Annotated in this window: 23 protein-coding genes, 1 tRNA gene and 1 pseudogene; 8 read left to right on the top strand and 17 right to left on the bottom strand. The window is 61.7% G+C overall.

The annotated features are described in order from the left end of the window. Positions 1-39 precede the first annotated feature (39 nt). Both cas6 and G3480_RS09695 read left to right on the top strand, forming a co-directional pair. A complete protein-coding gene (gene cas6, locus G3480_RS09690; RefSeq protein ID WP_164653689.1) occupies positions 40-735 on the top strand; it encodes a type I-MYXAN CRISPR-associated protein Cas6/Cmx6 in 696 nt (231 codons plus the stop codon). Positions 736-876: 141 nt separating this feature from the next. Further along, positions 877-1,215 carry a TusE/DsrC/DsvC family sulfur relay protein gene (locus G3480_RS09695; RefSeq protein ID WP_164653690.1) on the top strand — a complete coding sequence of 113 codons (339 nt, stop codon included), beginning with the start codon at positions 877-879 and terminating at the stop codon, positions 1,213-1,215. A 136-nt stretch (positions 1,216-1,351) separates the two neighbouring features. On the opposite strand, the gene G3480_RS09700 is transcribed toward G3480_RS09695, so the two are convergent. Further along, complete coding sequence (locus tag G3480_RS09700) at positions 1,352-3,142, bottom strand: SufS family cysteine desulfurase (RefSeq protein WP_240905717.1); 1,791 nt, start codon at positions 3,140-3,142, stop codon at positions 1,352-1,354. Between G3480_RS09700 and G3480_RS28945 the strand changes: the two genes are divergently transcribed. Beyond that, positions 3,141-3,266, top strand: a complete 126-nt coding sequence (locus tag G3480_RS28945) for a hypothetical protein (protein WP_276611690.1) — start codon at positions 3,141-3,143, stop codon at positions 3,264-3,266. The genes G3480_RS09700 and G3480_RS28945 overlap by 2 nt on opposite strands. A gap of 679 nt (positions 3,267-3,945) precedes the next feature. Continuing rightward, positions 3,946-4,272 (top strand): annotated as a pseudogene (locus tag G3480_RS29475) (3'-5' exonuclease); the annotation flags it as partial. Positions 4,273-4,442: 170 nt separating this feature from the next. Here G3480_RS29475 and G3480_RS09710 read toward each other — a convergent pair. The 11 genes from G3480_RS09710 to ppsR all read right to left on the bottom strand — a co-directional run bounded on the left by G3480_RS09710 (position 4,443) and on the right by ppsR (position 11,501). After that, the gene (locus G3480_RS09710; protein ID WP_164653692.1) at positions 4,443-4,676 is read right to left on the bottom strand and encodes a DUF433 domain-containing protein; all 234 of its coding nucleotides are present in this window, start codon (positions 4,674-4,676) and stop codon (positions 4,443-4,445) included. A 109-nt stretch (positions 4,677-4,785) separates the two neighbouring features. Further along, positions 4,786-5,109 carry an N-6 DNA methylase gene (locus G3480_RS29480; RefSeq protein WP_206171644.1) on the bottom strand — a complete coding sequence of 108 codons (324 nt, stop codon included), beginning with the start codon at positions 5,107-5,109 and terminating at the stop codon, positions 4,786-4,788. Positions 5,110-5,124: 15 nt separating this feature from the next. After that, complete coding sequence (locus tag G3480_RS09720; protein ID WP_206171637.1) at positions 5,125-5,874, bottom strand: N-6 DNA methylase; 750 nt, start codon at positions 5,872-5,874, stop codon at positions 5,125-5,127. 325 nt (positions 5,875-6,199) lie between these two features. Then, entirely contained in the window at positions 6,200-6,424 is a 225-nt protein-coding gene (locus tag G3480_RS09725; protein WP_164653693.1) for a hypothetical protein, read from the bottom strand. A gap of 84 nt (positions 6,425-6,508) precedes the next feature. After that, positions 6,509-6,811, bottom strand: a complete 303-nt coding sequence (locus tag G3480_RS09730) for a hypothetical protein (RefSeq protein WP_164653694.1) — start codon at positions 6,809-6,811, stop codon at positions 6,509-6,511. A 164-nt stretch (positions 6,812-6,975) separates the two neighbouring features. Next, positions 6,976-7,170, bottom strand: coding sequence for a hypothetical protein (locus G3480_RS09735; protein WP_206171639.1), 195 nt, complete (start codon positions 7,168-7,170; stop codon positions 6,976-6,978). A gap of 149 nt (positions 7,171-7,319) precedes the next feature. Beyond that, positions 7,320-7,395: transfer RNA gene (locus G3480_RS09740), tRNA-Gly, on the bottom strand. Positions 7,396-7,444: 49 nt separating this feature from the next. Further along, complete coding sequence (gene pgsA / locus G3480_RS09745; RefSeq protein WP_164653695.1) at positions 7,445-8,026, bottom strand: CDP-diacylglycerol--glycerol-3-phosphate 3-phosphatidyltransferase; 582 nt, start codon at positions 8,024-8,026, stop codon at positions 7,445-7,447. Between the two features lie 4 nt (positions 8,027-8,030). Further along, positions 8,031-9,854, bottom strand: a complete 1,824-nt coding sequence (uvrC, locus tag G3480_RS09750) for an excinuclease ABC subunit UvrC (RefSeq protein ID WP_164653696.1) — start codon at positions 9,852-9,854, stop codon at positions 8,031-8,033. Then, positions 9,851-10,510: a uracil-DNA glycosylase gene (locus G3480_RS09755; protein ID WP_164653707.1), complete on the bottom strand. Its 660-nt coding sequence runs from the start codon at positions 10,508-10,510 to the stop codon at positions 9,851-9,853. Before G3480_RS09755 ends, uvrC begins: the two co-directional genes overlap by 4 nt. Positions 10,511-10,643: 133 nt before the next feature. Next, entirely contained in the window at positions 10,644-11,501 is an 858-nt protein-coding gene (gene ppsR, locus G3480_RS09760; protein ID WP_164653697.1) for a posphoenolpyruvate synthetase regulatory kinase/phosphorylase PpsR, read from the bottom strand. Between the two features lie 247 nt (positions 11,502-11,748). Between ppsR and G3480_RS09765 the strand changes: the two genes are divergently transcribed. Beyond that, positions 11,749-12,204, top strand: coding sequence for a hypothetical protein (locus G3480_RS09765; RefSeq protein ID WP_164653698.1), 456 nt, complete (start codon positions 11,749-11,751; stop codon positions 12,202-12,204). A 69-nt stretch (positions 12,205-12,273) separates the two neighbouring features. Here G3480_RS09765 and G3480_RS09770 read toward each other — a convergent pair whose 3' ends face one another. The 5 genes from G3480_RS09770 to G3480_RS09790 all read right to left on the bottom strand — a co-directional run bounded on the left by G3480_RS09770 (position 12,274) and on the right by G3480_RS09790 (position 18,047). Further along, positions 12,274-12,822 carry a hydrogenase maturation protease gene (locus G3480_RS09770; RefSeq protein ID WP_164653699.1) on the bottom strand — a complete coding sequence of 183 codons (549 nt, stop codon included), beginning with the start codon at positions 12,820-12,822 and terminating at the stop codon, positions 12,274-12,276. Continuing rightward, positions 12,806-14,509: a nickel-dependent hydrogenase large subunit gene (locus G3480_RS09775; protein WP_164653700.1), complete on the bottom strand. Its 1,704-nt coding sequence runs from the start codon at positions 14,507-14,509 to the stop codon at positions 12,806-12,808. The genes G3480_RS09770 and G3480_RS09775 overlap by 17 nt, the downstream gene beginning before the upstream one ends. Before the next feature lie 177 nt (positions 14,510-14,686). Next, positions 14,687-15,820 (bottom strand): Ni/Fe-hydrogenase cytochrome b subunit, encoded by a 1,134-nt coding sequence (gene hybB / locus G3480_RS09780; RefSeq protein WP_164653701.1) that lies wholly within the window; start codon positions 15,818-15,820, stop codon positions 14,687-14,689. After that, entirely contained in the window at positions 15,813-16,844 is a 1,032-nt protein-coding gene (gene hybA / locus G3480_RS09785) for a hydrogenase 2 operon protein HybA (RefSeq protein ID WP_164653702.1), read from the bottom strand. Before hybA ends, hybB begins: the two co-directional genes overlap by 8 nt. Before the next feature lie 3 nt (positions 16,845-16,847). Beyond that, a complete protein-coding gene (locus G3480_RS09790; RefSeq protein ID WP_164653703.1) occupies positions 16,848-18,047 on the bottom strand; it encodes a hydrogenase small subunit in 1,200 nt (399 codons plus the stop codon). A 512-nt stretch (positions 18,048-18,559) separates the two neighbouring features. On the opposite strand from G3480_RS09790, the gene G3480_RS09795 reads away from it, so the two are divergent. From G3480_RS09795 to G3480_RS09805, 3 genes are all read left to right on the top strand, one after another. Next, positions 18,560-19,537: a cytochrome c3 family protein gene (locus G3480_RS09795; protein ID WP_164653704.1), complete on the top strand. Its 978-nt coding sequence runs from the start codon at positions 18,560-18,562 to the stop codon at positions 19,535-19,537. Continuing rightward, complete coding sequence (locus G3480_RS09800; RefSeq protein WP_164653705.1) at positions 19,534-20,163, top strand: cytochrome b/b6 domain-containing protein; 630 nt, start codon at positions 19,534-19,536, stop codon at positions 20,161-20,163. The genes G3480_RS09795 and G3480_RS09800 overlap by 4 nt, the downstream gene beginning before the upstream one ends. Positions 20,164-20,226: 63 nt before the next feature. Continuing rightward, complete coding sequence (locus G3480_RS09805) at positions 20,227-22,413, top strand: multiheme c-type cytochrome (protein ID WP_164653706.1); 2,187 nt, start codon at positions 20,227-20,229, stop codon at positions 22,411-22,413. Positions 22,414-23,090 lie beyond the last annotated feature (677 nt).

Here is a 23,090-nt window from a genome sequence, read left to right on the forward strand (position 1 = left end):
CTTGATAGGACCGAGCGCAACCTGCAGGCTGAAGTTAGGATGTTTTGGAACGAAGACGACACGACAGAGGATACAGGAAGCCAGGAGGATGTCGTCGATATCCTCTTTGCGATCGACTGCAAGCGCATCCCCGTCGATCACGCCTACCTGCTCTCCAATGCCCTCCAATCCGTGATGCCCTGGATTGCTCAAGAGCCTCTCGCCGGCATCCACAGCATCCACGTGGCCGGATCTCAAAACGGCTGGGAACGGCCGGAGCATGGGCCAGAGTCGCTGCTCATGGTCTCCCGCCGAACCAAGCTCACCATTCGCGTCCCCAGGACCCACGCCGACGCGCTGCTGGCCTCGCTACCAGGCACCCAGCTCGAAATCGCCGGCAACCCCATCACGCTCGGCGTGGGTAAGACGCGCACCTTGAGTACAGAGACGACCATTTTCGCCCGGTACGTCGCCACCGGCGGCACCCCCGAAGAGATCCCCGAAGCAGCCTTTCTCGAGACTGCGGCGCAGACCCTAGCGAAGATGAACATCAAGATCCGTAAGGCACTCTGCGGCAAGAGCCTGACCCTTCAAGGTCCCGACGGCCCCATTCACACCCGCAGTCTAATGCTCTCTGGCCTGACCAAGGACGAGTCCATCCGGCTGCAACAGCTCGGGCTTGGCCCACACCGCCTGATGGGCTGCGGTATCTTCATCCCGCACAAAGGCATTGATCCGGTCAAGAAGGACGCCTAGCCGTCAGAGCCTTGACCGCTGGAACGACTGCGTGACGAATCCATCATAAAATCATAAAATTCCAGGGTTTGAACCAACCGATGAACCCGTCGGCCGAATCACCGGCCGCGATGACTTCATGATGAATCGAGGAGCACGACCATGGCCATCGAAGTAAATGGCAAAACCATCGCAACAACCGAAGCCGGTTATCTGGAAAACCACCTGGACTGGGACGAGGACATCGGACGCAAGCTCGCCGAGATCGAGGGGATCGAGCTGACCGACAAGCACTGGGACGTGATCAATTACCTGCGTGACGAGTACATCAACAACAGTCAAAACCAGCCGATGGAGCGCGTCGTCCTGAAGGACATGGGCAAGCTCTGGGGCAGCAAGCCAAGCAGCAAAGACCTCTATCAGCTCTTCCCCTTGGCCCCGACCAAACAGGGCACCAAGATCGCTGGTCTACCCGCCGTAAGACGCAAAGGCGGTTACTAAGGGACGCTGCGGAACCTTCCAGCAAAAAGCCGGCGATTCGCCGGCTTTTTTGTGTCCGAACTCAGACTTTCAGCGCCACCGCGCCTCGCCTTTTCTTCAAGACTGTCCCAATGGCCTCAGCTCGGGCGCGCCTCGCTCAGCCCACGTACTGGCGCGCCAACTGACGCAGCCGCTGGATCATGGAAGCAAGCCCGTTGCGTCTCGACATACTGAGATGCTGATCCAGCCCGATGCGCCCTAAAAAGGCCTCCGCGTCGAACCCGAGAATCGCAGCGGCGCTCTGCCCAGAATAGAGCTGCTGAAGCAAGGCGATCAAACCGCGAACGATATTGGCGTCGCTGTCGGCCAGGAACTCGATCACGTCCTCGGTCCCCGGCTTGAGTCGCGCGGCGATATGCACCGTACTCTGACAGCCGCTGACAGAATTCGCACCCGTCTTGAGGGACTCGGGCATCGGCGGCAGCTTGTCACCCAGATCGATGATGTGCTGATGACGCATCGGCCAATCCGGCAAGAACTCGAGCAACTCAGCGATCTCGTCGGCGGCGGCCTCCGGAGACGCGGCCGCGGCAGACGGATAAGAAACCTCTTGAGCGTCGGAACCCGAGGCCGCTGAGCCGGGCACCTCGGACGGTGCAATCCTCGACACCGACGCGGGCCCACGCTTGCGGACCGCACTGACGATGCCGAGCAGCGCATCCGCCAAGCGGTCGACATCCTCGCGCCCGTTGTAGATGCCCATCGAGGCCCGCGCCGTCGAGCTGACCCCCATGCGATCCATGAGCGGCTGACAACAGTGATGCCCGGTGCGGATACAGACCCCCTGCAGATCCAGTTGCGTGCCGACATCCAGGGTGGCGACCGGCGGATCGCGCATGACCCAAGAGATCACGCTGCTCTTTGCGTGCGCCGTCCCCTTGATCTCCAGCCCCGGGATCTGCTCCAACCGCTCCGTCGCATAGCCCAGCAGTGCTTGCTCATGAGCACTGACCCCATCGAACCCGATGCCGTCGATCCAACCGATCGCCGCCCCGAGGCCAACCGCACCCGAGATGTTCGGCGTGCCCGCCTCGAACTTGCTTGGAATCGCCGCGTAGGTCGTCTTGGCGAAAGTGACCTGCTCGATCATATCGCCGCCCCCTTGGTACGGCGGCATGCTGTCGAGCAGGTGACGCTTGGCGTAGAGCACCCCGATGCCGGTCGGCCCGTAGAGCTTATGCCCAGAAAAGGCATAGAAATCAGCGTCGAGTTCACGGACGTCGGTCCGACCATGGGCGACCCATTGGGCGCCGTCGATCAACACCAAGGCTCCGGCATCATGCGCCGCGGCGATCATCTCGCGCACTGGATTGATGGTGCCCAGGGCGTTGGAGACATGATTCACCGCGACGATGCGCGTTCGCGCCGAAAGCAGCGCCCTGTAGGCATCCAAGTCCAACTCGCCCGCGTCGTTCATCGGAACGACCTTGATGCGGGCGCCCGTGGCCTCGGCCGCCAACTGCCAGGGAACGATATTGGAGTGATGCTCTAGCACCGAGAGGATGATCTCGTCGCCAGACTTCAGATTTGCCCGCCCCCAGCTCGCGGCCACTAGATTGATGGACTCAGTGGTCCCACGGGTAAAGATGCACTCCGCCGGCTCAGCCGCGTTGAGCAAGCGCGCCACACTAGCCCGCGCCTCCTCGTACAAGCGCGTGGCGGTCTGCGAGAGCTGATAGACACCGCGATGGATGTTGGCGTGATGCAGGCGATGATAGTCACTCACCGCCTGGATGACCGTCAGTGGCTGTTGGGTACTGGCTGCGCTATCGAGATAGGCAAGAGGATACCCGTGGGCGCGCGTCTGCAAAACCGGGAACTGAGCACGGATCTCAGCCGCCGAGAACGCATCCTGGGCCGATGTCGCAAGAGACGAAGAGACTGTCATGGGAGATATCATCCAACCGGAATCTAGAAAATCAAGTGCGGAAAGCGATGACCCCAGTATGACAGTTGGTCAATATGAGCGGAAGCGGATTGCCGACAGAACCATCGACCACTCCAGCAGCTGATCCCCGACCAGCACGCCCCAAGACGCCGCTACAAGCATCCGGCGCGCTTAGGAATGATCGCGCACGCGGCAAGCAAGCTGAATACCTGAGCGCAGAAACGAAAAACGGCGACCAAATCTGGTCGCCGTTCTTGAATTTGGAGCGGGAAACGAGACTCGAACTCGCGACCCCAACCTTGGCAAAGCGCCTGCATCCCCAGGGAACACAGAAAAACTCAACTAAAACGGTAGTTTAGCGCCCTCCAAGGTTGCGGTCTATGGTGGATTTGCGAGCCAAGCCGAGGATGCAGGTAACTCAGGATGTACCTCGCCGAGTACCCCATCAGTACCCTCTAGTGTTCCTCCCTCCCCTGCAAGCCGCACGTTTACGGGGTTTCACACAACCTGGTGGAGGTTGTGCTCAGGGCAATCGAGCACTCTGAACCCAAAAACGCGTCCGCTGGGCGTCCATTGCGTTTTCGTAAGGAGCCAGCCGACGCCGACGCTGACCAAAGCCGCCGCCCTGCTCCCACTGTGCCTTGATAAACTGTCGGTATCAGCACTCGCCGGCAAGGTGCCAGACGCCAAGATCGGCAAGCAATGGATATCCGTGCAGAACAACGTGCTCGAGTACATCCGCTCGCAGTACCACTCGCCCACGGTAACCAAGATGCAAGATCCGTGAGATCAACAGTAGCAAGATGTATCTGTTCGTCGACACTGAAACAACCGGCCTGAGCAAACGCAACGACCACATCGTTCAAGTTGCTTGGATATTGGCGCACGACCAAGGCACACGCTCCGAGCAGGCAAGTTTCATCATCCAGCCAAGCGGCTATTCCATCCCTCTGCAAGCGACGCTTATCCACGGCATCAGTACGGAGCGCGCACGGCGAGAAGGCATCCCGCTGGTTTCAGCACTGGGTGCTCTGTCAAAAGCGGCTAGCCAGGCAAGTGTCGTTGTTGCTCATAACCTGAGCTTCGATCTTGGGATGCTGGAGTCGAGCTACAACAGAGCGGGGCTTCCGTATCCCCTCGGCAGACACGCTCAGGTATGCACCATGAAGAGTTCTACTACATGGTGTGCCCTACCGTATTACACAGGTCGAAGCGGATATAAGTGGCCTAAGCTCATTGAGCTACATGATCAGGACACGCAGGTTGGAGCGCGGCATATTGGCGTCGAGGAGAAAGCGCATCAGGCCACGCGCGGCAGCGAGTGGAAGGACTCCTGCGCAATCAGATCATTCGCGAAATTCAGCGCGGCCTGGATATCCCCGGCCGTCACGCCATATTCCTCCTCGATCTCGTGCATGCTCATGCCACCCGCCAGGCTGCCGAGGATGATGGCGACGGGGACGCGGGTATCGCGGATCACGGGCTTGCCGTGGCAGATGCCGGGGTCGATCTGGATGCGCTCGTTCAGATTCATGTTGCTTCTCGAAGGGTTGCGTGGTCGGTGGTGCTGAAGCGGATGATAGCCGACTTTGGGCATTTGACTTCTTGGGCAAGGTGCCTGGTCGGCGGCGGCGGATGGCGGCTCATCGCAACAATGCCTCCGCCAGAATCCCTTTCAACTGATCGCGCAGCTCGGCGGCGGTCTGTTCGTCATGCTCCAGCCGGGCCAGCAGTTCCTCCGGGTCGCCGTGGTCGTCCGCGACGGTGTGTGGGTTCTTGCAGTCGAGGTTGTAGTTGCGGGCCTTGATCTCGTCGAGAGTGACCTTCCAGGCGACCTCGGTCTGCTCGCGCCCCGCGCGCTCGGGTCCGCCCCACCAGTCGACGCAGCCTTGCAGGTGCTCGACCCGGATCGGCCGGGTCTGGAGTACGCCTTCTGCCCGGCCGGGACAGGGTGCTCGTAGAACCAGGCCTCCTGGGTCGCCTCACCCTTCTCGAAGAACAGCAGATTGGTGCCGATGCTGGCATAGGGTTTGAAGACGCTGCTCACCACCTATCGGTTTTATGTAGCCAGGGCTTCCAGCCCTGGCAAACCAGGCCAGGATGGCCTGGCTACGAAGGCTTGGAGCGGCTGTTCCGGTTGATTTCGGGAAACCGATAGGTGTTGAGGGGTCGAGCAGGATCTCGCCCGGCTGGGGGTCGATGCGCTCGGCCATGAAGGCGGTGATGGCGCGCGGGGTGTAATACTCGCCCGCGTTGCCGGCGCTTTGCAGGTCATTGAGCAGTTGCTCGTAGATGTCACCGAAATGCCGGCGGGAGGCCAGATCGTTGAAGTCGACCGCGCTGATCCGGTTGATGACCTGGCGCATGAGCTGGCCGGACTTCATGTAGTTGTAGGCGTCCTCGAAGACAGCGCGCACCACGCGGGCGCGGTTGGCTGTGGCGCCCAACGCCGGAAGTCCCTTGAGGGCGGGAAAGAGGTCGTCGTTGATGAAGCCCAGCAGGTCCTCACCGGTGAGCCCCTCGGGATCGGCGGCCCAGTTACGCCATTGCAGACGGGCCGGGATGGGCGAGCGGTAGCCCTCGCGCAGCAGCTCCAGCTCCTGATCCTGGTCGACGATGATCTTGAGGAAGAACATCCAGCAGAGCTGGGAGAGGCGCTGGGCGTCGCCGTCGACGCCGACATCCTGGCGCAGGATGTCCTGGATGGATTTGACGGTGGTTCTGACAGACATGAGACGTGTCGCTGCGATAGACGGTTTCAGTGGTGCTCACGCCAAGGCGCCAAGACACCAAGAGCAAAGAAAGAAAATCTTGGCGTCTTGGCGTGAAATTTTTGAATCAAGGCCGATTATTGATGATCCGGTGAATACCGGGAGATGAGCCAAACCTTCTTTAGGTTGGGCATGGTGGCTGCGGGCGTCTGGGCTTGGTCCATTTCCGCAGTCTGCGGGCGTCTGGACCAAGAAACCTGTTCACGCAGTTCCTAGTCTAGGTTGCGGTGCTCGCAAAAAACCCGCCACGCGGGCGGGTCCGTTGCGCGGGGCGATGTAAGGCGGCTCAGTGATCCACCAAATCGAGGCGCTGCTCAAGACGCTCGATGCGGCGGATAGCGCTCTGCAAGGTATCCCGATCACTGCCAGCCATCGCATAAAGACCGCCAAGGGTCTGCTCGATGACGGACAGCCGCAGCTCGACGCGGCCCACACGCTCATCCAGGGAATCGACCTTGGCGCGGATGTGACGCAGGTGCTCGAGCACGAGGTTAGTGGTGTCGTCAGTCATCTTTCATTCTCCCCTGGGTCTCTGCTGAGACTAGCAAAAACCCGTCACGCGAGCCGATCAATTTCCGTTACGGGTGGCGGTCATTCAGGCCAGCGCCGGGAGCAGGTGATCCAGGCGCCTCCGCACGTTGCCAACGGTCCTCGGTGAGCATGTGATGCCCTCGGCCTTGAGGATCGCGGCGACCTTCCGCTCGGGGACTCCAGCCAGCTCGAGGATACGTCGGTCCCGAGCGGATGGCTCCGGCCTGGTGGTTGGTTCCTCCTGCTCCTTCAGCCAGGCTTGGAACCCTGGTTTGCCAGGGCTGGAAGCCCTGGCTACATAAAGCCGATAGGTGGTGAGGTAGTCGTAGAGGTATTTCTTGACGACGACCTGACCTCTTCCCGCCAACCGTCCATTTGTCGGACTCGGCCACCCGGGGGCGTGGTGACGGTTGTCGACTGATGCCATTTCATGGCGGAATCTGGCCATCAGAGCGCGGACAGCATCACTATCCCCTTCTCGCGCTAGATCTTCGGTTCGCTTCGAGTGGAACTCTCCAAAATCGTCAATCTTCACGACGAGAACACCCGATCGACCACTTGCCGCTTATCCTCGACATTGGCGTGCATGTAGCGCGCGCTCGCGGTCAAGGTCTGGTGGCCTAGATGGGCCATGATCTGGGCTTGCCCGACGCCAGCGCGGCCAGGGCGGAGCCGCAGCCATGCCGCAATGAGCGGAAGCGGATTGCCGACAGAACCGTCGACCACTCCAGCAGCTGATCCCCGACGAGAACGCCCCAAGACGCCGCTACGAGCATCCGGCGCGCTTGGGAATGATCGCGCACCCGGCAATCAAGCTGAATACCTGAGCGCAGAAACGAAAAACGGCGACCAGATTTGGTCGCCGTTCTTGAATTTGGAGCGGGAAACGAGACTCGAACTCGCGACCCCAACCTTGGCAAGGTTGTGCTCTACCAACTGAGCTATTCCCGCTTAGGAGCCAACAATTATAGTTTCTAGACTCAGACTGTCAACCCCTTTTTCAGTCTGATTTCGCCTGACTTGCGTCCACCTTGCCAGACAAGCTCGGCCAAGCCGCGTCCAGATAGAGCACCATCGACCAGAGTGTCAGCGTGGCCGCCACATACAGCAGCGCAACACCAATATCGTAGACCCAAGGGCCGAAAACGGAGTCCCTGAGGATGAGCAGCACGATGGAGATCATCTGCGCCGTCGTCTTGACCTTGCCAAGTTTGGAGACCGCGACTGCGGCCCGCGCACCAATCTCCGCCATCCATTCACGCAATGCCGAGACCGTGATTTCCCGACCGATGATGACCATCACCGGCAGCGCGATCAGGACGCGCGGATCCACCTGCAGCAGAACCACCAGCGACACGGCTACCATGAGCTTATCGGCGACCGGATCCAGAAAGGCGCCGAGCGGCGACGTCTGCTGCAAGCGTCGCGCAAGATAGCCATCCAGCCAATCCGTCAGGGCCGCGATGCCAAAGACGGCTGCCGCCGCGTAGGGCGCCCAGGGCTCATCGACATAGAAGACGGCAACGAAGATGGGGATCAACACAATGCGCAGCATTGTGAGGATGTTCGGCAGGTTCCACATCGCTTCAGGATCCCGAGACGTCTTGATGAAAGCGGTCGTAGATTTGCTGGGCCAACTGGTGGCTGATGCCATCGACCCCGGCGATATCCTCGACCCCGGCGCGAGCCAAGCCACGCAGACCGCCAAACTGCTTGAGGAGGCGCTGACGGCGCTTGGGTCCAACCCCGCTGATCTCTTCTAGCACGGACGTCGTTCGGGCCTTGGCGCGACGCTGACGGTGACCGGTGATCGCAAAGCGGTGGGCCTCGTCGCGAATCTGCTCGATCAAGTGCATGGCAGGCGAGTCGCTTGAAAGTATAACGGCCCCCTCCCGACCCAACAACCAAAGCTGCTCGGTTCCGGGGCGACGGTCCGGCCCTTTCGAAACACCAACCATCAGTAGACCCGTCACGCCGAGTTCCTGAAGTGCCGCAGCAACGGCCCCAAGCTGACCGCGACCTCCGTCGATGAAGAGGATGTCCGGAACGGGGTATTCGCCCTGCTTCACCCGTTTGTAACGCCGGGTCAGCGCCTGGTGCATGGCGGCGTAGTCATCACCCGGCGTGATGCCGTCGATGTTGAAGTGCCGATAGTCAGACTTGCGCGGACCCTCCGCGTCGAAGACGACACAAGAGGCCACGGTGCGCTCCCCCCTGGTATGACTGATGTCGAAGCACTCCATGCGCGACGGCAGCTCTTCCAGATCCAAGGCGTCGCGCAGCGCCTCGAGGCGACGGGCGTAGCCCGCCTGGCTCCCGAGCCGGGATTTGAGCGCGATCTCCGCATTGCCGCGCGCCATTTCCAGCCAGCGGGCGCGCTCTGTCCGGACGCTGCCGCGAATCTGGACGCGGCGCCCAGCCTGCTCGGAAAAGGCCTCCTCGAGCAGATCTTCCTCATCCGGAGGAACGCTGACGATCAGCTCCGGCGGGATGAACTTGTCGACATAGAACTGGGCGAGGAAGCCGGCCATGAGTGCCGCCTCCTCGGTATCCTCGGGTGCTTGAGGGAAAAAGGCCTTGTTACCGAGATTGCGGCCGCCGCGGATGAAGAAGACCTGAACGCAGTGAACACCACCCGCCTGCGCGCAGGCGATGATGTCGAGATCGCCGCCCTCCCCGCTCACGTACTGGCGCTGCTGGATCCGCCGCAAGGTCGCGATCTGGTCCCGCAGCACGGCGGCCCGCTCGAACTCCAATGCCTCGGATGCCCGCTCCATGGCGACAACCAGCTCATCCACCACCTCGTCCGTGCGCCCGTCGAGGAACTTGATGCTGTGCGCCACATCCTCGGCGTAGTGCTCGGGCGTGATGAACTCCACACAGGGACCACTGCAGCGCTTGATCTGATACTGCAGACAGGGTCGCGAGCGATTGCGGAAGAAGGCGTCCTCGCATTGGCGAACCGGAAACAGCTTCTGCAGCAGCTGGAGCGTCTCGCGCACCGCCGAAGCGCTCGGATAGGGTCCGAAAAAGCGTCCCGGCCCCTTGCGCGAGCCGCGATAAAAGGCGAGCCGCGGATAGTCATCCTGAGTCGTCAGGTAGATGTAGGGATAACTCTTGTCATCGCGCAGCAGCACATTGAAGCGTGGCCGCAACGACTTGATGAGGTTGCTCTCCAACAGCAGCGCCTCGCCCTCGGTGCGCGTGACCGTCACCTCGATGTCGGCGATCTGACTCACCATGAGCTGGAGACGGCCATTCAGGGAGCGGCTGAAATAGCTACCGACCCGCCGCCTGAGGTTCTTTGCCTTGCCGACATAGAGCACGGTCCCGCCGGCATCCACCATTCGGTAGACCCCGGGCGCCTGCGGCATGCCCTTCAGCAGCCCACGGGGATGGTCCTGGGTCATGCCTGCATTCGGCTCGGTTCGGCCGAGCCCAGGAGTGCGCGGGCGCGGGCGAAGACCTGATGGAACTGGGCTTCGGTTAGACGCCTCGTCTGGGTGTTGTAACGACTGCAATGATAGGAATCGAGCAGAACTCGCCCGCCTGGGAGTCCGTGCTCGGCCCCGTGTGCAAATGCCAGCCGCGCCTGAGGCAGTCCGAGCGCCCGCGCGACGGCGGTGTGCGCCACCCGCCCCAGCGCAATGATGACGGCGCCATCCGCAAGCGGCTCGATCTCGGCCGCCAGATAAGGGTTACAGCTGCGTACCTCGGCTGTCGTTGGCTTGTTCTCCGGCGGCAAACACTTGACGGCATTGGTGATCCGACAGTCTTGGAGCCTCAGCCCATCATCGCGCGCCGTCGAGACAGGACGCGTGGCGAACCCGAATCGATGCAGGGTCGCGTACAGGAGGATCCCGGCGTGGTCGCCAGTGAAAGGGCGTCCCGTCGCATTGGCACCATGCATCCCAGGCGCGAGCCCGACGACCAGCAGGCGTGCCGAGACGTCGCCGAAGGACGCGACCGGGGCCGCATGATAGTCCGGATGCGCCTGGCGAACGGCTGCGAGGTGCGCGGCCAAACGCGGACAGCGCCGGCAGTTGGGATCGAAGAGATGCGTCATGAGGCCGAGCGACAGCGAGCGGAACGACGATTCATAGGGACTGAGCGGGTCAATTGAGGCTTCTCGGAAGTCTAAATGAATCGCGTCAGACATCCACCCCGGGCCTTGGGCGCTCAGTCGGGCAAACCCAATCTCAGCGGCCTGCGGCTCCGCCCATCTCGGTCAGCTCCAGTGGTCTGCCTTCCTGACGCTCCTTGAGCGCCTTGATGATCTGCGAGGAGATCTCCTCAATGGACTGCGTCGTCGTGTTGAGCGTCGGCACCTGCAGGCGCTTGAACATCTGCTGGGCCACGCGGATGTCGTCCTGGCAGCGCTTCAGAGAGGCGTATGGGCTACCGGGGCGACGCTCCTCGCGGATGAGCTGAAGACGCTGCGGGTCGATGGTCAAGGCGAAGAGCTTATCCTTGCAATCATAGAGAAGTTGAGGCACGTCGCCGCGCTCGAAATCCTCTTCAGTGATGGGATAGTTCGCCGAGCGCAGACCATAGTGCATCGCCAAGTAGAGGCAGGTCGGCGTCTTGCCTGAGCGCGAGACACCGGTCAGCACAACATCGGCGCGATGAAAGTTGTCCGGACGAATACCGTCGTCGTTGGCCATGGCAAAATTGATGGCCTCGATCCGTTTGGTATAGAAGCTGGGCTTGGTGATGGCGTGGCTGCGCCCGGACTTCATGCTCGGTGGAACGCCAAGCTCTTTGGAGAGCGGCCCGACGAAGACCTCAAAGAGTTCCATGTAGAAACAGTTGCCGGACTTGATGATGTCGCGGATTTCTTCGTTGAGCATGGTCGCGAAGACGATGGGCCGGGCGCCATCCCGATCAGCCGCTTCCTGCAAACGCTGCGTCAGCGCCTTGGCGCGCAGGTCGGTATTGATATAGGGCATGTAGACCTGCTCGAAGTCGACGCTGTCGAACTGCGTCAGCAGGCTGTGGCCGAGGGTCTCGGCGGTGATCCCAGTGCTCTCGGAAACGAAAAAGACGGTGCGATTCATGTGCTCTCTTGTCTCGTGTGCAAGGCGGCGCCCCCTGGGGCCAGGCCATTCATCCGGTTCCCAGAGCCGAGCCCTGACGACCCGACTCAGCGACCGCTCAGCATATCCGCTTTCAACGCAACTTGGCCTGTGATGCACGTCAATGTGATCTATATTGGATTTTGTTGATATGCCAGTTGACCGGGTTGCCGAATGCGCGGCACCGCTGACGCCAAACTTCCCTCCAATCGCTCGAGGAGTTCGCCGAATGGCCACCATCTCCAATGATCAGGATCTGCGCAAGGCTCTGGATACGCTGAGCGCCGTGCAGCAACGCGTGCTCGGGTGCAAGTTCGCGGAGAATGTGAAGCACCTGATCAAGGACGAGCGTCTGCATCGCGCCATCGCGACCGGGCTGCAAGAAGCGCTGACGCCCGGCGAACTCGAGGATGCCTATCGGGCGGCGAAAGGCTATGCGGTCACGACCTACACGGAATGCGGAAAGGATACGGACTGGCTCGCTCAGGCCGACCATTTCGTCGCCGCTGCGGCAGCGGCGGCACTGACCCCGGACACGCTGATCGCGGACAAGCAAAATCGAGCCTGGAAGTCGGCCGTCAATGCGCGTATGGCAGTCAACTGCGCCATCATGGATGATGATGCGACCCCCGAAACGGATGAGGCGCGACGCCAGCACGAAATCGCCAGCGATTTCCTCGGCTAGCCATGCAATCCTGGTGACGCTACCTGGCCGAACGTGATCCGGCCTGGTGGCGCTTGCCGGCGCGGCCCATCACCCGAAGGCAGTGCATAACTCGCCCGCCTTGGGGCTCTCGGTCATCTCGAGTTCCCGGACGCTTACCCCCCAACCCTGCAGGATCGACACCAGGGTCACCATGAAGCGCGGCATGGCGTCCCTGAGCGTCGGCGACAGTTCCAGCCCGAGATCCACGCATTCCGGGACGATCCCAACCAGCACGATCTCTTCCGGTGCGTACTCCAGCAACTCTGCAACGGCGAGCACGTCCGCCACGCCGAGGTGGTGCACCGAGAGTTTCTGCGTCAGGACGCGACGGATCTCGGCATTGCGGATCACCCGGATCTCCCCTGGCGGCGCCTCGAGCGCGACGGCGTCCAGCATCAGGATCCGGTCGTGCTCCGCGAACAGCGGCAGCAGATCCAGCCCGGAGGTGCCGCCGTCTTCGAGCCGCACGGCCGGCTCGAAGCGGTAGTCCCGCTCAAGCCGACGCAGGGCATGAACACCCACGCCCTCGTCACTCAAGAGCAGGTTACCCCAGCCAATGACCAGGGCATCCGCCGCGCCCTCAGAGTGCCTTGACACTGACGATCTCCCGCCGCTCGTTGTCGTGCAGGTGGATGGCGCAGGCCAGACAGGGGTCGAAGGAATGCACCGTGCGCAGGACCTCCAGGGGACGTTGCTCGTCCAGAATGGGGTTGTCGATCAGCGACGCCTCGTAAGGGCCGCGCGCATCGTTCTGATTGCGCGGGCCGGCGTTCCAGGTCGAGGGCACCACGGCCTGATAGTTCTTGATCTTGCCATTCTCGATCACGACCCAGTGTGAGAGCACGCCGCGCGGCGCCTCGTGGAAACCGTAGCCCATCTGCTCGCCCTTGGGGAAGGTCGGCGGATTGAAGCTGGTCACATCACCGCTGGCGATGTTGGCGACCAAGGCATGGTAGTTCTCGACCATCATGTCGTAGAGCACCTGGGTGCGGATGCAGCGCGCCAGATGACGTCCCAGGGATGAGTGCAGCGCACTCATCGGCACCTCTTTCCCAGCGATGGCGCCGATGCGCGCAACCGCGTCGTTGAGATAGCCGAGCGTGCCCTCGTGACCGGCCGCAACCATGGCCAGCACATTGGCCAGCGGTCCGACCTGTGCGGGCTCGTCGTTGAAGGTCGGCGATTTGACCCAGGAATAGGCGGCATCCTCCTGGAAATCCGTGTATTCGGGCACGGTCTCGCCCTCATAGGGCGAGCGCGTCCAGTCGCCCTGATACCAGCTGTGTTTGATGCTCTCCTTGACACTCTGCTCGAAGAAGGGATCGCCGAAGTGGCGGACGGGCTGGAAGGCGTCCAGATTGGCGGCCGGAATATAGCCGCCGGGCATCCCGAAGTCCGTCCCCTTGGTATCGCGCGGGAAGTCGGGTACCGACAGATAGTTCATGACACCCGCGCCATAGGGCAGCCAGTCCGCATAGAGGGCGGCGATGGCGATGACATCCGGCAGATAGACCTTGCGCAGGAAGCCCTCCAACTCCGCCATCAGCGTCTGCATGTAGGCCAGGCGCTCCATGTTGAGGGCGGATTGATCGTCCGGGTTGATGGCGTTGGCCACCCCGCCGACCGCCAGGTTCTGAATGTGCGGGGTCTTAGAGCCCAAGATCGCCGTGATCTGGTTGGATTTGCGCTGATACTCCATGGCTTCCAGATAGTGCGCGACGGCCATCAGATTGGCCTCGGGCGGCAGCTTCATGGCCTCATGGCCCCAGTAGCCGTGCGCGAAGATACCGAGCTGTCCGCTCTCGACCAGCTTCTTGACCCGCGCCTGGACCTGCGCAAAATGGGCGGCGTTGTTGTTTGGCCAGTCCGAGAGGCTCTGCGCCAGGGTCTCGGTCGCCTTGGGATCCGCCTGCAGCGCAGAGACCACGTCGACCCAGTCGAGCGCAGAGAGATGATAGAAGTGCACCACATGATCGTGGATGCCGTGCGCCGCGACGATCAGGTTACGGATCAGCTGGGCGTTCAGCGGAATCTCCAACTTGAGCGCGTCCTCCACCGCCCGCACCGAAGCGATGGCATGCACCGTGGTGCAGACGCCGCAGATCCGCTGGGTGTAGAGCCAGGCGTCGCGCGGGTCGCGCCCCGTAAGGATGGTCTCGATTCCCCGCCACATCTGACCGCTCGACCAGGCGTTGACGACCTTGCCGTCTTGAATGTCGCAATCGACTCGCAGATGCCCCTCGATCCGAGTGACCGGATCCACACTGATACGTTTGGTCGTCACTGCTGTTGCTCCGCTAACTGTAAGGATTGGCCCGAGCCCATCAGGGTTGCTGAAACCACGCTCTCACCGGGGATCTGTAGGGTGGACAAACGCAGTGCGGTCCACCGGCCGGCGAGCTGGATTTGCTGGACTTCGCTCGCGCTCGGCCACCCTACCCGTCTGCCCCCGCCTGACATCTCAATGCCCCGCGGCCAGAACCGGCGTTTTCTTGACGAAGAAGAGATAGGCCATGATCTCGACCGAGATGACGCCCAGGGTGATCATCATCTCGCCCACCGCCGGGAAGTAGTGCCAGCCCGGACCCGGGTTGTAGGCGATCAGGAAGGCGTCGAACCGATAGAGCGCGCCGGCCAGCACCACCGCCAAGGCGCTCCAGAACAGGTGCGTGGGGTGTATTCGGCGCTCCCTGCTCAGCAGGCTGAGGATGGCGTAGCCGAAGAGCAGCATCTCCAGCGCGAACAACACCTGAGGCCGGCCCGGCTCGGCCAGCGCGGCGATGTCTCCGGTCACCACCAGGTCGCCAATACGCAGCACCAGATAGGTGATGAGCAGCCAGGGAATGACGCCCGCAACCTTGGCCAGCAGATCGGTCTCCAGCTTGCGGCCCAGATTGACCGAGGCGTAGAGCGACTCGAAGACCACCATGCCATAGCCCATGGTGATGGCCGTGATGAGGAAGAGCAGCGGGATGATGTCGCTCTGCCACAGCGGATGCACCTTGTGCCCGGCGATGATCAGCAGCGAGCCGAGCGAGGACTGGTGCATGGTCGGCAGCAGGATGCCCACGCCGATGAAGAAGAAGAGGATGTGCCTGAGCATGCGCAGGGCGCGGTTGGCCTTCATCGCCTCGAGAATCGCTGGCGAGAATTCGATCCAGAGCACCAGGGTATAGAGGGTCACGCACAGCGCCACCTCGAGCATGACCGAGTTGAGATTGGCGTGCTGCGGCAGGAAGACGTTGTAGAGCTGCCAGTAGCGGCCGACGTCCACGATGATCGAGGCACCCGCCAGGGTGTATCCGAACACGCTCGTCAGGAGCGCAGCCCGCACCATGGGGTGAAACTGACCCTTGTTGAAGACATAGACGGCCACCGCCATGGCATAGCCGCCGCATGCGATCGCCGTGCCCGTGACCACGTCATAGGTGATCCAAAGGCCCCAAGGATAGCCGTCGCTCAGATTCGACACGTCGCCGATGCCAAAGATGAAGCGACGCCCAAGGAAATATGCGGCGATCAGGCTCAGGACGATCAGAAAGTAGAACTGCCGAGTCAGCAGCTTGCCGCCGACGGGACGATAGACTTCACTCATCACGCACCTCCTCCGCCTTCTGAGCCTTGCCGGCAGCGGCTTCGGGCGGATCCTCGCGGTCTTCGGCGGTGTTGCGGTACACCGCGTAGACCAGACCACCCAGTAACAGCGTCGGCGCCATCATGCCCTGATAGAGACCGTGCTGAATGGTCTCGGACAGCCGTGCGCGCGACTCACTCCCAAGCGCCGGCATCCCGAGATTTTCGAGGGGCACGCCGGCCATCATCAGGTACTGGGTGCCCCCCGTCTCGGTCTCCCCATAGACCTTCGGATGGTAGCCATGCACCTCGGCCATGCGGGTCTCACCGCCGTCCAGGTTGTGGATGGGATAGGACTGACGCTCGCCGGGCTTGAAGGCGAGACGTCGATGGGCCTCTTGCAGAAGGTCGGGGACACGACCGAAGAGACTCGCGCCGGTCGGGCAGGCGTCGCAGCAAGCCGGAATACCGCCTTCCGCCTGGATGTGCGCGCACATCTGGCACTTGACGATCTTGGGGAAGGGCTTGTCGAACTCGAACTTGGGAATGTTGAAGGGACAGGCCAGCTGACAATAGCGGCAGCCGATGCAGGCATCGGGGTCGTATTGCACGATGCCAGTGACCGGATCCTTGGTCAGGGCGCTGACCGGACAGGCCGAGACGCAGTCCGGATCCACGCAGTGCATGCAGGAGCGCTTGATGAAGCTGTAGCCGTCATGGGGACGATCCTTGACCTCGGCCGTTCCTTGGGCGTACGCCTTGACCTTGTTCATGGTGCGGCTGTTGAGATCGTCCGGGGCGTCCCAGACGGCGCTGACGCCATAAGCCTGCTCGGCGCAAGACGTATGATCCATCGGCATGTCGTTGGCTTCTTTGCAGCCAACCTCACAGGCCTTGCAGCCAATGCAAAGGGTCGCGTCATAGAGGATGCCTACGGCTCCGGGCGGCAACTCCTTGGGCGGACGCGCCTCGGCGACGCCGCCGCTCAGTGCTGTCGCGGCCCCGGCGACGACGACTTTGCAGAAATCGCGACGATCGATCTTCATGGCTCACCTCGACTCCGAATCGGTCTCGGCCGGAGCTTCCGCCTCAGCCTGCTTCAACTTCTTGCCAGCATTGAGCGCATAGACAGCCGCGCCGCCGCCGACCGCACCCGCAACCGCCGCGCCGGCCAGGCTGGCGCCGCCCGGATGCTCGGCGAAGATCTGCGGGAAGAAGGCGGGCGGCGTCACCGATTTCACATCGGCCTGATCGTGCAGGGCCTTGTGGAAGCCGACGCCCTGCTCGGCACAGCCGAAACAGGGATGGCCAATGCCCACGGGCCAGGTATTGGCGCCGACGTCGCCGAACTCGATGGCCGGACAATTCGCATAGGTCTCTGGCCCCTTGCAGCCCAGCTTGTAGAGACACCAACCCTTGCGGTGACCTTCGTCACCGAACTCCTCGGCGAAGCGTCCGGCGTCGAAGTGCGGGCGCCGCTCGCAGTTCTCGTGAATCAGACGGCCATAGGCGAACAGCGGTCGACCCTTGGCATCCAGTTCCGGCAGCCGCTTGAGGGTGAGGTAGTAGAGGACGGTCGAGAGCAGGTTGTAGGGGGATGCGGGGCAGCCCGGCAGCGTGATCACCGGCAATGGACTGCCGTCCGACTTGGTGATGCCCTCGCGCTCGAAGGCCACCGGGATACCAACGGCCTCGGTCGGATTCGGCGCAGCACTCTGCACGCCGCCCCAAGAGGCGCAGGAGCCGATGGCGACCACCGCCGCGGCCTGCGGGGCGATCTCATGCAGCATCTCTTGCGGCGTCTTGCGCGCAACCTTGCAGTAGATGCCGCCGTCGCGCATGGGCACCGAGCCCTCGACGACCAGGATGAAGTTGCCGCGATTCCGCGCGATGGAATCCGCAAGCGCCTGCTCGGCCTGGTGGCCAGCCGCCGCCAGCAGGGTCTCGGAATAGTCCAGGGAGATGAGGTCGAGGATCAGCGACTCGACCGTGGGATGCGTCGCCCGCAGCAATGACTCGGTGCAGCCCGTACATTCCTGAAAGTGCAGCCAGATCACCGTGGGGCGCGCTTGGGACTGCTCGAGCGCGGCCAGCACCTCAGGCATCATCCCGAACGGGAGTCCCATAGCAGCCGTCATGCTCAGGGCGAACTTGAGGAAGCTGCGCCGGCTGACGCCATGGATCTCAAGCTGATTGGACAGGTGGGGGCCGATGTCGGTCTCGACCAAGGACTGTGCCTGCTCTCTCATCTCTACTGCCTCCACAAGGGTCGCCCAAGGCGATGATGCTCATGCATCCGGCATCGAGTCTTGCGGGCCTCCCAAGGAGGATTGGGTGAGCTGAAGCACAGGTTGAGATGTGTCGCGACCATTGCCGGCCGCAGTGACATATCCCTTCATCAAGCGTTACAGCATTTGGGCTCGATACGGGATCCAAGCACGTTTTTTCAGTCAATCAAATCATTGCAAGCTAATATTGGTTTGTACTGATTTTCTTATATGACCTAGGAGGCTCTTTGTCCAACCTCGAACAACCCGGCCTTGGCTTACATCAACGGAATCGGAGAAAAATGCCCACCGAACACAGAAGGGACCTATTTTGTGAACGGCCTCACGACCGCAACGTCAAGCCTGGCGCAGCCTCTAAAAGGAGGCGCGACCGAGCCTAGCCGGCGGACTCTTGAAGCGCGAGGCCGGATCCATGGGGTTAGGCTCAGCGCTAGAATGAGATTGCGTCCACTCCGAGATAGAGAGCACCAGCGATGCGAAGACGGGTTATCAACGAAGGGGACACCCAGCCGGGAGTCACAGGACCCCAGCGGCTGCTCACCATTGTGACGACGCTTCTGCTCCTAGGCGGCCTCCATGCCGGACCCGCCTCGGCCCAAGACGAGGCGCCGGACAACAAGGACTGCCTGCGCTGCCATCAGATGGCGACGCTCGCCTATCGCGATCCCGGGAGCGGTGAGATCGTCGATCTTTCTGTCGACCCCAAGGCGTTGTCACACTCGGCGCATGGCGAACTCGCCTGCTCCGACTGTCACAACGCAGACTATGAGCAGTATCCGCACCCGGACCGCCTGAAGCGCGAAAGACTCGCCTGCGTGGGCTGCCATGAGGAGCAAGATGACGCCCAAGCGCGCGTCTATCGCTTCGAGACCATCGACGAGGAATTCCAGCACAGTATCCACGTCACCTCGGATGCACCCGAGGCCGCGGATTTCAGCTGCCACAGCTGTCACGATCCTCACGCATTCCGCAACTCCGAGGTGGGAGAAGACATCGCCCAGATCGTGCGCGATGACAACGCCATCTGCCTCTCATGCCATGAGGAGCTGAAGGATCCATACCGCGACCCGCACCTTTGGCTACCCAAGCGCGAGAAGCATCGCGAGGCCGTGCGTTGTCTCGATTGCCATACCCCGCTGACGCAGAGTGACCAACCGGTATCGCATCAGATCCTGGCCGGCGAGGATAGCAATCGCGACTGCGTGAAGTGCCATTCCAAGGCGCCCGAGCTGCTCAACCGGCTTTACCAGTACAGGTCTGAAACCGACCTGGCCAACAAGGGATGGATCTCCAAGGCCGTCTTCAACGAGGCTTACGTGGTCGGGATGAGCCGCAACCCGGTGGTCGACCGCTCGGCCCTAGCCATCATCGGCATCACCCTGCTCGTACTAGGCGCCCATGGCTACGGACGTTATCGAGCCTATCGCCGCTCGAAGGAGGATCAGGCATGAGCGAGCTCTATCTTTATCCGCGCTGGGTGCGATTCTGGCATTGGACCAACGCCCTGCTGTTCATCTTGCTCATGGTCTCCGGCGCGAGCATGCACTTCAACGGCGTCGGCTGGCTGCTGAACTTTCAAGTGGCGATCACGGTCCACAACACGGCGGGCATTCTGCTCACCATCGGCTGGATCGGCTTCATCATCGGGAACCTCGTCTCGGGCAATGGCCGCCACTACCATGTGCAACTGCGCGGTTTCTTCAAGCGGCTGATCACACAAAGCATTTACTATGGCTACGGCATCTTCCGCAACGCGCCGCACCCCTTCCATCCGAGCAGCGAGGCAAAGCTCAATACCCTGCAGCAGGTCACCTACATCGGTGTCATGTACCTACTCATGCCCCTGCTGGTCCTCAGTGGCTGGGCTTTCCTGTTCTCGGTCTACCTGCCGGATACCTTGCTCGGCATCGGGAGTGTCTGGATCGTCGCCATGTCCCATCTCACCATCGCCTACCTGCTCGTCCTTTTCCTCTTGGTGCATATCTACATCATCACCACCGGCGAAAAGGTATTGACAAACATGCGCGCGATGCTCACGGGCTGGCACCGCGACACACATCAGGAGACGGAGGGGTAGCAGGCTGCGCGCACCCCTGACTCGGCACGCCCAAATCCGCTTGAATCTTCAAGAGTGACGATCATGAACTCGATTCAGAATCTGCTCTCAACGCCAACCCGACGTCGACTCTTCACGGCAGCCGTCGCCTTGCTCGTGCTGACGCTGGCCTACAAGCTGCTGTACCCCATCATGTTCGACGCCTACGTCGGCAAGACCAACGCGCTGCTGACCTATGAGAGCAGCAAAACGCTCACCAATACCGAATTCGAGGCAATCGCCGAAGACATCACCCGCGAGGCACGCTACCGCAAGGCTGCGGCCGTCGTGGAGCGCGATCAGGACCCCTTCGCCCGCAAGGTCAAGATCGAGATGCTCATGGGTACGGACTCCGTGGTCCGCGATGCCGAGCCCTCTCACATCAAATACTTCCGCGACGCCGGCATCCGCCGCTACGAAGGCCCGGAGACCTGCCTGACCTGTCACGCGGCCATCAAGGTCGATCACGCTGACGGCACAACATCCACCGTCAACACCCTCGATGACATCGTCAACTCGGTCCATTTCAAGTTTCAGAGCGATTCAGGAGGTTTTTCGACCTACGGCTATGACGGGCGGCAAGTCAACAGCGGTCCGCATAAGATCCCGGTCGGCAAGATCGATCGCGCCTGCGGTATCCCGGGCAGCTTTACCTGGACTGGCTGGGCGGCCCTCGTCGAGGCCGCTCCAGAGCACGCCGCAAGCGGCGAGACTCAGCTGCGCAGCGAGGGCTGCGGGCAATGCCATATCGGCGGCAACTACCAGCCCGCCACCGAGAAGATGATGCCGATTGGCGACGTGCCCTCTGAGGCCAAGGAGGGCATCGACTGCCTCATCTGCCACTCGACCGACTATGACATGAACCAGCGCGTGGTCATTCGTGACGAGCACGGCCTGCGCTGGGACCAAGACCGCAGCATGCGCGCCGCCTTGACGGTCGGCCCCATCCGCTCGGAGAACTGCCTGCGCTGCCACCAGCACAACATGGGCGGCGACGCCTATGAGCACAACGCGGCGGCGCAAGCCACCGGCTACAAGCACCAGCGCATCCTTCACCGCGGCGCCAAGCGAGGCAACCCCTTCGCGCCCCAGGACGACGTCCACGCCGCCGCCGGCCTGCAATGCACGGATTGTCATCGTCCAGAAGGTCACAAGATTCCGCGCGGCCGCAAGGGCGTCGATCTAGTCGCCAACGACCTGCCGGGAAAAGAGGTCTCTTGCGAGAGCTGCCATTCACGCGCCCCGCACAACAGCTCGGAGCACAAGGCGCTCTTGAATGGGCACATCGAGCGCATGGCTTGCGAGAGCTGTCATATCGCCGAGCTGCAGCCCGACAACGTGGTCCTGCGCGATTGGGTCCATCCGACTTGGAATCCCGAGGAAGGCATCTGGGAGCCGACCGACGTCTATCGCTCCGGCGCCCCAGGCAAGGGATTCACCTTCCTCTGGTTCAACGGCAACGGCACCTTCCTGGCAAACGCCCTGGGCAACAATCCCAACCGGTCTGACACCTACAATCCGCTGATGCAGCAGGTTGCGCGCATTGATGATCCGGAGGTCATCGCGGCCGTCCGCGCCAAGGCCGTCGAGCTGAAAGAACGCTTCCCGGACATCGATGTCGACCGCTATGTCGAGATGGCAACGGACCCGCTCTCGCAGCTCCCGCCCGAGATGCTCGAGAAGCGCGCGGCCATGATCCAAGCGAACCTCCGCGCGGCCATGAATGATGGCGAAAGCCGCATCTACCCCTTCAAGCTCTTCAACGCCATGATGTACGAGGACATGACGAATCAGGGACCCTTCGGCGCCATGATTCTGCCGTTCGACTACAGCATCTACTATGAGTCGGGCGACACCAAGGCGGCCGTCACCAAGGCCCTGCAAGACCCCATCGTCCGACGCATGTACCAAGAGCCCTTCAAGCTCTACATGATGGATGAGTTCATGGCCTACTTCGGCATCACCGACGGCTGGAAGACCCTTTACCCAGTCGTCGACGGCAAGCTCGTCAACGTCGAGCCGCACTGGATGCGCCAGATGGGCACCCTCATGATCAACCACGGTATCCAACGCCAAGGCCGTGAATGCAGCGACTGCCACTCGCCAAACGGCATCATGGACTTCGCCCTGCTCGGCTACACCCCAGAGCGCGTCGCCGAGTTGGAAAACGTCGAGGTGGTCGAGCGCCTCGCAGCAAGCGGCGCAGGTACAGAGACCAACACCAAGGAGTGACAGCATCCTGCTCAGCGCGCGACGAACAGCAAGAGCGGTGCGCACCAGCGGTGAGCCGTGCGCATCAGGAGCCTTGTCTTTCGGGCTGCTCCTGGAATCCAGCGCGAGGTCAGCGCTCGCTTTTCGACCGATCAGGTCGGAAGGCGGCACTGACTTCGCCGCCAGTCTCCGCAGCTGTGGCTGACCACGCGGTCCTCGAGAAACGCTAACGGGCACCGGAGGGGCCGGGTTATCGCATCTATTTCAAGCGCCATGGCTCGGATTGGATCCTTACTCTTAGAAAGTGTCCATCAACAGCTTCCCCCTTTCGCAAAGGGGGGCCAGGGGGGATTTCGGGCGGCATCGCTCGCATCGGGAAACAATTGATGAGCGCTTTCTTACTCTTAGAAAGTGTCCATCAACAGCTTCCCCCCCTTTCGCAAAGGGGGGCTAGGGGGGATTTCGGGGCGGGATCGCTCGCATCGGGAAACAATTGATGAGCGCTTTCTTACTCTTAGAAAGTGTCCATCAACAGCTTCCCCCCTTTCGCAAAGGGGGGCCAGGGGCATAGCCGTCAGGCTAGCGGTATTTTCATTTTAAATCAATATTTTACGAGCGCACCCCATAACTTCTCAATAAGTCATGGCACCCAATAAAACAGAGACTTAGAATCAAAAGAGTCGCACTTCTGCGCCTCA

This window comes from Thiorhodococcus mannitoliphagus (genome assembly GCF_010915725.1).
GTDB classification, from domain to species: domain Bacteria; phylum Pseudomonadota; class Gammaproteobacteria; order Chromatiales; family Chromatiaceae; genus Thiorhodococcus; species Thiorhodococcus mannitoliphagus.